4 protein-coding genes are annotated in these 9,829 nt (G+C 42.9%); all 4 read left to right on the top strand.

The genetic code is table 11. The annotated features are described in order from the left end of the window. Positions 1 to 11 precede the first annotated feature (11 nt). Positions 12 to 1,619 (top strand): SpaH/EbpB family LPXTG-anchored major pilin, encoded by a 1,608-nt coding sequence (locus ACTNB3_RS08845; protein WP_441025133.1) that lies wholly within the window; start codon positions 12 to 14, stop codon positions 1,617 to 1,619. Between the two features lie 171 nt (positions 1,620 to 1,790). Continuing rightward, complete coding sequence (locus ACTNB3_RS08840; RefSeq protein ID WP_441025131.1) at positions 1,791 to 3,269, top strand: hypothetical protein; 1,479 nt, start codon at positions 1,791 to 1,793, stop codon at positions 3,267 to 3,269. Positions 3,270 to 3,434: 165 nt separating this feature from the next. After that, entirely contained in the window at positions 3,435 to 5,213 is a 1,779-nt protein-coding gene (locus tag ACTNB3_RS08835) for an AMP-binding protein (protein ID WP_427820466.1), read from the top strand. A gap of 308 nt (positions 5,214 to 5,521) precedes the next feature. Further along, on the top strand, positions 5,522 to 9,829 hold a 4,308-nt coding region (locus ACTNB3_RS08830), incomplete at its 3' end, for a hypothetical protein (protein WP_441025129.1).

The following is a 9,829-nucleotide window of genomic DNA, read 5'->3' as shown; positions in this document are numbered from 1 at the left end:
GGGAAGAAACAATGATGAAACAAATGACAAGAAACAAAGCGGCAGGAAGGAAAAACAAGAAAAAAAGCATGCAGTGGGCGGCTGCGGTAATGGCACTTGCTCTGACCGGAATGAATGCGTCCGAAATGGCGGCGATGATACCGATGCAGGTAAAGGCTGCCGAGACAGCCAATTCCATCATCGACGGAACGCAGACGACGGGGAGCCTGGTCATCAAGAGAATGAGTAAGGAGACAGGGCAGGCGGTTCCGATTGGCGGTGCCAGATACTCCATTTATAAAATCATGAGCTTGATTCCGGAAAGTACAGTGGGAGAATTTGCATCATTTGAGAAAGTAGCAGCGTATCAGGACGTACTTAAAACGGTTCAGCCTGATGAATTGTTCGGCAGTTATTCGGCTGCAGAACTGGATGCACTTGCGATACGACTGGAGCAGGCTGCCGCAGAGCAAACGCCGATTGCCTCCGGGATTACTGCAGAAACAGACGGAACCTATACCTTTGAGAATCTGGCACTTGGTTATTATCTGATAGTAGAGACGAAAGCGCCGGACGGTTATGTGGCAGGAAAGCCATTTCTGGTGTCAATTCCCTCAACTGATAATTACCAGAGCAATGCGGCAGGAACAAAATGGGTCTATGATGTGGCAGTTGCTCCGAAAAGCGCAGAAATATCCATTGATAAGAAGCTGGCGGACTCTGAAGACGGAAGTGTGAAAGAAGGAGACTACGTACAATATGTCATCGAAACTTCGATTCCGGAATATACAGAAGATTACACCAACCCGAAATTCATAATCAAAGATACGATGAGCGACGGACTGGAAATTCTGAATGATACCACACACCCTGTTACGATCAAGATAGACGGGATCCCGATCAGCGCATCATTAGATACCTATGCATTCACGGCAGAAAACAAGACCGGCACAGCGGAAGATCTAAGCATACAGTTCCAGCCGGATTATATTAAGCAGAACCTTGGGAAAGCTGTGGAAGTGACTTATTTTGCCAAAGTGAATGACAAGGCAGTGATGGGAATCACAGGAAATTCAAACCAGGCTGTCCTTGAGTATCACAACAAACCGGGAACAGATGCCCAGGCCGAATCGGCTGAAATCAAAGTCTACAGCTTTGGCATCGAGGTGGAGAAATTTGCAAAACCATCTGCTGCCCTGGAAGGAGCCGTGTTTGAGCTCTACTCGAACGAGAATCTGTCCGCAGAAAACAAAATCGGGACAGCAACTTCGGACGAAGACGGAAAGCTGCAATTCTCCCGTCTTGATGAAGGAATCTATTATCTGAAAGAAACACAGTCACCTGCAGGCTATACTCTGCTTGCAAATCCAGTCAAAATTGAAATTACAGCATCCGAAATGAATCAAGTTGCAACAGGCACATTTACACTCAAAGTGAATGATAAAGAAATAACAGCGACAGATGGATTATTCGTGACAAAACTTAATACGGATTCCGGTATTTCCACGGTTGCGGTGGAGAATCAGAAGGGCTTTTCGCTGCCGGAAACAGGCGGGATTGGCATCATGATCTTTCTGGGAATAGGAATTGTGGGAATCTTGATCCTTTCCGGAATTATGGTTAAAAAGATGAAACTTTGATGAAATGATATCAATAATTTACAATCTCCTCAAATAATGGTATAGTAATGAGAAGTAAGGTATGTATTTTTAATGAATTTGGTGAAAGTTCATATTATATAACTTCGGATGCAGGTAACAAATCAGCCGGGCTCTGAATATATATCATGTGAAAATGAGGGACAGGAAAGCATGGAAGAAAAGAATCGATTCAGCAAATTATTGAATAATCTGATGACGGAAGCAGAACTGAAGAATAATACACTGGCTCAGGAACTGCAGTACGATGTATCTTATATCAGTAAATGGGTGAGCGGGCGCATGATCCCGGCGGAGAAGTCATCCAGGAAAATATTGAATGGAATTAGTCAGTGTATTGTTAATAATGCCAGCGAAGCAGGGAGAAGAAGTCTGATGGATAATTATCAGGTGGATAATATTGGGGATCTGAAGAGCGCGATTCTGGATAATATAATGGCGGAATACAATTATGTAAATGAGATGAAGAAGAATACCGGCAATGATGTGGCACCCAAGACATTATTTTTCCCGGAACTGAATCTGTCGCAATACATCGGGAAAATGCATCACCCAGTTCTGCGAAGGGTTAATTCGCTGGATGTTGTGGCGGTCATGGATCTGATGGCGGTGGATCATGAATACCGGATTCAGTTTACGATGATCGAGAATGAGCATATCCCGGATCACAGAGGATATCCTGACGTGCATTATTCCATGATTCTGAATATACAGCCGGAAAAATGGGATTATCTTTATGACACGTTATTCCTGATTCATCTTCTCACGGATAACACGTTTGTTGATTTCCAACTCTACGGCGACGAACAAGCGGCAGGTCGGCTTATCTTTGCGGTGAAGGATGATTTCGTAATTAGCGGACTTCTTATTAACACTGACAGATGCATCTCAGTTGCTTTGAGTGAAGAAGTGGATAATTGTAATACAATTTATAAAAATATGAAGGCATTCTGCAGTAAAGAGCGTCTCCTTTTCCGAAGAGTTCAGATGAGTGATCTCTTGCTTCAGCACGATTATGTACATAATCTCCTGTCACCGAATCTGAGATGGGTCATCGGGCATTTGACGGAGCATTTCCTTCCGGATGAGCTTTTTGAAGAAATTCTGGAAGAATTAAGTCTTACCGGAAAATTGACGACGAGCGTTGAGGTGGTTCGAAACACGCATCGGCTTGCGAAAAAGGTGATGGAAGAATCACATATCCGGATGATGATTTATGAAACGGCGTTTTCGAATCTGGTTACAGCACACAGTGTGGATTTCTATAATCATAAAGTTTATCTGAGTGCGGAACAGAGAATGAAATATATGAAGCACATGCTGGCTTTGTGTGAAAATTATGAAAATCTGGAAATCCGTCTGGTTTATGGTAAATTCATTTCTGATTTTGAATTCGCAGATGATCAATGTATATTTCTGTCGGATACGATTTCCTGTATACGGCTGAAAAATGTGGGAAGTCCGAATAATATGATGTTAGTGAACCGGTTTGACATGCAGAAAATACTGGAACAGTCATTTGAAACGTGCTGGGAATATGAAGATAATGTTGTGATTTACGAAAAAGAAGCCATTGTTGATTATGTAAAGCACATGATGCACGGAATGGAAATGGTCATGAACATGGAATAATCAGAAATAATATGGCACGATGTGAATAAATGGAAGCGTGTAATTCGAAATGAATCACACGCTTCCATTTTTTGTCAAAATGACTCCCGTGTGTTCCTGTTTGCACTGTGCTACACTGGTAACAGTTTTTGCAGCAAATACAGAAAATACGAGAAGGAGTTAGTTATGATGAATGTGAATGAGAAAATGACTGGGAAACCAAGTGTAGATCGTCCGTGGATGAGATATTATCCGAAAGCGTTAATCAGTGGATTAGAGGTACCGAAGTGTACAGTCAATGAATATTTGAAAATGAATTGCCCGGGAGATGAGGTCGCGGCGATGCATTATTACGGAGCGGATATTCTCTGGCGGGAAGTATTTGAGAATGCAGAAGCGGCAGCTCGCTCTCTGCGTGCATTGGGATTTGGAGAGAATGATCAGATTCCGGTATTCCTGCGTTCGGTTCCGGAATTCGTGTATCTGCTTCTGGGGGCAGAGAAGATCGGTGCATCCCTGCTTTGCAGAGATAATACGTTGGAAGAAAATGTGGAAGCCGTTGCCAAATCCGGTGCGAAAGCGATCATAGCACATGATTTTCTCCAGCAGAATGAGTTGGAAGCATATCTTGCTGGAAGTGAGACGAAGAAAGTGGTTCTCGTGAATCCTTACAATTCCTGCAGCCGAAGTGAGATGCCGGATTATATTCAGAAATGTCTGGACAATAATTATGCCGGGCAGGAAGCACATGGACCGGCCGCTATGAGCTGGGATGAATTTATGGAACTTGGAAACGAATATACCGGAACGGTAGAAGCACCGATGGATGTGAATCGTCCTCTGCTTCGTGCATACACAAGTGGTTCCACCGGCCCGTCAAAACAGGTAATCCATTCTTCCTATACCATGATCGGAACTATTCATCAGATGAATTTCTATGCAGGTTCCGATGCGTTCCGCCCGACCTGGCTGGTGACAGCCCTGCCGCCGGCACTTGTAGCGGTGGTTGTGTCCATGATATTAATGCCAATGGCATCCAATAAATTGTTGATTCTGGATCCGTTCTGTGATCCGATCGATGTGGATCTGGAAGTGATGCGTTATCGCCCAAATGCATGGCCGACCATTCCGATGTTCATGGAGATTCTCATGTATAACGGCCGCGTTCCGGAAGATTATGATATGTCACATCTGCTTGCTTCGGGAGTGGGATGCGAATCCTATAATAACAAGCAGATCCGGAATGCGCAGAAATTCCTGAATGCCCATAACTGTAATGTTCGATTTACCGTTGCATACGGATGCAGTGAAGGCGGTTCCAATATGACTCTTCCTATGTCAGATAAGGAAATGGCAAATGGTAATGTCGGTATTCCGCTTCCGCTGAGCATGATCAGCATCTTCAAACCGGGAACACAGGAAGAACTGGGATATAATCAGCTTGGAGAAATTTGTGAATGCGGCCCGGGTGTTATGCTCGGCTACGATACGGAGGAAGCCACAGCGGATGTACTTCAGAAGCATGCGGATGGCAGAATCTGGCTTCACACCGGAGACATCGGATACATGGAAGAAGATGGCAGCGTGCATGCATTCACCCGCGGGGCCGCACCACGCTATGGCGGCGGTGATCTGGCAACTCTTCAAATGGAAAATCTGGTAGCAGATGCAAATATCGCAGGAATCCATGATGAATTCTTCGTGGTGGCACCGGATAACAAGCATAGTGGATATTACCTTCCGTATCTGTATGTCATGCTGGAAGAGGGATATTCAGTTGAAGATGTTGAAGATGAGATCCGGGCATGCCTTGAGAAACATATGCAGCCGGTTCGAATCACGGAACTGCCGGAGCGCCCGTTCTTCCACTTCAAAACCAATCGTCTTGGACTTAAGAGCGAGATTCTGGCAAGCGGATTCGGAGAAGAAAGCCAGAAAAAGGAAAAGAAAGAAAAATATGCATAGTATGTCAGTGGGCAAATTCGTGTACAGTTTTGTTGAAAAATGTGACAACATTTCGTGGAATAAATTGGGTATATTTCTGCTTGAAAACAAGTAGAATTCATGCTAATCTTAGAGTAGCATTTCTGCGCCGTTTACTGCATCCAGAGGGGGTAACAATATGAAATATCAAGTCAGCGAGGTTTGCAGTAAAGTGAAATGTGAACAGCTTTTTGACCGTAATATTCGGGGGAAAAGTTGTTCGTGCAGTCAGTGCATTAGCACGGATTGTAGTAACTTTTCAACAAATAATTAATAAAGGAAGGAAAATTATGAAAAAAAGGATGAAGAAACTAGCGAGTCTTCTCCTCTCCGTCTCTATGACGTTCAGTATGATTTCGTTCCCTGTATATGCGACCCCAGCTGACGATACAGAAAATGAAACTGCTGTTACGACAGAGAGCCCGGAGACAGAAGAACCCGCCGACGCTGCTGGCGAGACGACTGAACCGGTGGCCGAAGAGCAAGAAACAACGCAGCCGGAACCGACGAATCCGGATACAACTGAACCGGAGGCACAGCAGGAAGAAGAACAGCCGACAGTTACTCCGATTGAGGAGAATTTTACAGGGTATACGGTACATGCGGAAGATATTGATGTGTCAGGTGTAACACCGTACAGTGTACCTGTAGATGAGGAAAATGCTGTAGAAGTAGATGAAAACGATCCGGTAACGAGCACCATCGAAGAAGAACTGAATGGTATGACCGTTTTGAGTGAAGAAGGCGAAAGCGTCGCTCTGACAGAAGAACAGATTCAGCAGATTCTCTACATGTGGAAACAGTATCAGGATCAGTGTAACGACAATGCTAACTTACTTGGTGTACAGCAGCCGTTTTTCCTCAGTTATAATGATAATAAAGAGGATGGTCTGGGTGTTCTGGGAGAGATGCTTGTTCTCGCAGGTTATACTGTAGATCAGGTAAGAAGTGGAGCCTATTCTTTTGACGATCTCATGGGAATGATCCAGAACTTCTATTATGCTGATCAGTTTGGTATTAAGTACTATGCCGGTGCTATTGCAGAAAAACGTGATGAAGCGATACAAGAAGTAAAAGAATCCGGTGCAGAGACAATGGCTCAGAAGCTGCTGGTACTGAATGACTGGATCGCACATCAGGCTACATTTGATATGGGATATATCATGAAGGGCGATACCGACGGTGATGGTGAGAAGGACGATCCGCTTATGGTAGCCAAGAATCCTCAGAAGCATGAGCATTATGATGAAATTTATGATCAAATGTATGCAATATATGAAAAGCAGATCGGGGATCAGTTCCGCAGTCAGATTAAAGCTGGAGTAGAGGCGCAGTTCCGTCAGCAATACTATGAAGGAGCTATTAAAAGCATCATAAAACAGAACTGCATAGATCAGGGAATGTCTGAAGAAGATGCAGAAGCTCAGGCACAGGCATACATGGATGAACATGCAGAAGCTATCTCAGAGGATGCAGCAGGATTCGTTGAGTCTGAATTTGGTCCGGAAGCAGCAGCACAGCTCAGTGCGGATGCAGATGAGTTTATTAAAAAGGCTAATACAGAAGGTGTTGAAGTACAGCCTGGTGTTACAATGACTATTGATCAGATTGTAGAACAGCAGATGGATCAGCCTCTTGATGACCTTGATGGAATGACTCCTAATAAAGCTATTCCGGTTTACGCTAAGCAGGCTGCAGAAGGTCTGACACAGGGGATTCTTGGTGCCTGGGAAGGTAACCATATCGGAATCCTTGCAGAGGGAAAAGGTGTATGTGCCGGTTATTCCAAAGCGTTTTCTTATATTGTACAGTATATGAGTCCGGAATACTATGGTAAGGATGGTGCCGGAACCAACATGAGTGTATCAGAAAACTGGAAGACTCCGGATGAACTGTACTATACTACAGATGCAGACGGAAATAAAACACTGGACATTAATAAAGACTATATCGTTGATATGGTTCGTATTACCTATGATGCAAATACAACTATGTTTGGTGAGAAAAGTCCCTTTGGTGAAGTACATTTCTGGAATGCGGTTAAGGTTGATCGAAAATGGTATTACGTTGACCCGTGTTACGCGGACATTTATGTAGAATGTATGAATCGTGACCGTGTAGAGATTGACGGTACAATGAACCATATGTATTTCCTGTTCAGTGACAGTACCGCACGTGAACTTTATGATGGAAATATGGAGGAAATTGCAACGCTGTATAAGGATGCTGCAACAGATACTTCATATGAAGATTCCTGGTTTGCACGTATTTCTAGTAATGCATATTCGGATGGAAAGAACTTCTATTATCTGTATGATTCAACAGATCAGCTTTCTATGATGAGAGAATTTGGCAATATGCAAGGCTCAGAAGGTTCACAAGACTTTGATGAATCTAAGCTTGAAGCTCTGATAGCAGGATCTGACCCGGATTATAAAATTGTATATCATCCGATTACCGATAAAGATGAGAAAAAAGGAGCTGATTCTGATTTTACTACACTAATCGATTTCAATCCAAAGGATGAAGACGATAATACCCTTTCTGCACAGGTCTATGATCCTGAAGAAGGAAAGATGGTAGATAATGAACTTCTGACCTATTTATTTGCGAAGTATAAAGAAGAATGTGATATTTATCCATCTATCATGCTCACAGCTGCTATGTATGATGGTAAGATATACTTCAATCTGAGTAATTGTATTCTTAGTTATGAGCTCTCATCCGGTGCGGTTTCCATCGTAAAAGAATACGATAAAGTATCTGGAAAACGTGATAATACCAATCCGTTTGGAGGTATGGCGTTTACAACATGCAGTGAAGGTGAAGCGGCCTTTACCTTTACGAACCGTCCGATTGCAGCAATGACAATAAAAGAAGACGGTAATATGTATGTATCTATTGCTACCAATCTTGGATTCATTTCAGGTAAGAAATCTGTAAATGATATTTCAAGCTATGGTTATGAGTATGAGGAAAGTAATTATAATCCAAATTACAGCGATTATACGCAAAATTCTGGTTACAGTGATGAACAGCTCGCTGAAATGGGATATAGCAAAGAAACGAACGACAATGACGAGTTCATGTGGAGTGCTGTTTTTGTTGATACTTTTGAAATGGGAACAACTTGTGAGCATAATTATGAAACTGTAACAGAAACATTCTGTGGACGTGATGGATATACAGAAAAACGTTGTACGAAGTGTGGCGCTGTTGATGATGGCTCACGTGTTGTGAACGAAGGTACGGCATGCGATCATCATTATGTTCATTTCAATGAACGGTACTATACAAAGGATGGCAATGGCAACTGGAACAGCGGAGATTGCTATGTCTGCACAGTTTGTGGATTCGCAATTGAAGAACCGACAGAACCTAAAGAGAGTAGTCCTAATTACGATGAACAGAAAGCAGAATATGATAAAGAAAAAGCAGTCTATGATCATGCAGTAGAAATTGCTGGTCATACATATGAAGTAACAAGCAATGACAGTGTAAATTGGAACAAAGAGAATACAGCAGCAACGGTTACTGGTGAAGCGAATTGTGCAATATGCCAGGGAAGAAAGTTGGATGTGTTAGGAGCTCATGAGCATGACGATGAGAACAAATTGAATGCTGAGAATTCGGTAACAGACCCTATTACTCTGGAGAATGTAGAACTTACAGTAGGAGAAAATGGAAAGACCGTAAGTGGTACTTGCGATACAGGTCTTACAATCAACTATGTAGCAACAGGAACTACAGACGATGGAAAGAAGATCGTTGCTAAGAAGACTGAAACGACAAAAGCTGGAAGACATGATTATGAAGCAACATGGACATGGGCAGAGGTTGATAAGTCTGAGGGTGAAGAATCAGAAGAGACAGAAGCTCAGAGTGAAGATACTCAAACCCCATACAAAGCAACTGCTAAGATTAAATGTTCTGCTTGTGAAGATGCTCCGGAAGAAGAACTGGAAGGCTATGTTGAATTAGACAAAGAGAAGAGCGCAGCTGCAACTTGTGAAGAAGCAGGTAAGAATGTTTATAAAGCAACTGCTTCTTACACAAAGGCAGAAGGCGAAGAACCTTATACTTTTGAAACATCCGATAAGGATCTGAAAGTGGATGAGATCCCGGCAACGGGTCATGACTACAAGGGAGAAATTACTTGGGTAGAAGAGACCGATGAGGAAGGAAAACCGACAGGAGAATGGGGAGCAACAGCAGTCTTCACATGCCAGAATGATAACAGCCATAAACTAGAAGGTGATGATGTAGACGTAAGTGTAAATAAAGAAAATACATCAGCAACTTGTGAACAAGGTGGAAATGTTACCTACACGGCAACGGCCAAAGTAAAAGGTGAACAAGGCGAAGAAATTAAGCCTGTAACGGATACGAAAGTTGTTGAAACCAACGCATTAGGACATAATTACAAAGCAGAGTTCACATGGGTGGAAAATGAAGCTGATCATACCGCAACCGCAACTGCAGTTTTTACATGTCAGAATGACGATACTCATAAGCTTGAAGGTGATGCTGTAGAGGTTAAAGTTGAAAAAGTGAAAGAAGAAAGTACAGAACCTACATGTATCTACTCTGGAAAGAAC

Source organism: Bariatricus sp. HCP28S3_D3, from assembly GCF_052065755.1.
GTDB lineage: Bacteria > Bacillota > Clostridia > Lachnospirales > Lachnospiraceae > Allocoprococcus.
Note: the sequence above shows the minus strand (reverse complement) of the source record. Positions and strands in the feature narration are given on the sequence as shown.

What these genes read in the sequence shown, in the direction of transcription:
- ACTNB3_RS08845 (WP_441025133.1), top strand. Translation starts at nt 12, where the DNA reads ATGATGAAACAAATGACAAGAAACAAAGCGGCAGGAAGGAAAAACAAG.
- ACTNB3_RS08835 (WP_427820466.1), top strand. Translation starts at nt 3,435, where the DNA reads ATGATGAATGTGAATGAGAAAATGACTGGGAAACCAAGTGTAGATCGT.
- ACTNB3_RS08840 (WP_441025131.1), top strand. Translation starts at nt 1,791, where the DNA reads ATGGAAGAAAAGAATCGATTCAGCAAATTATTGAATAATCTGATGACG.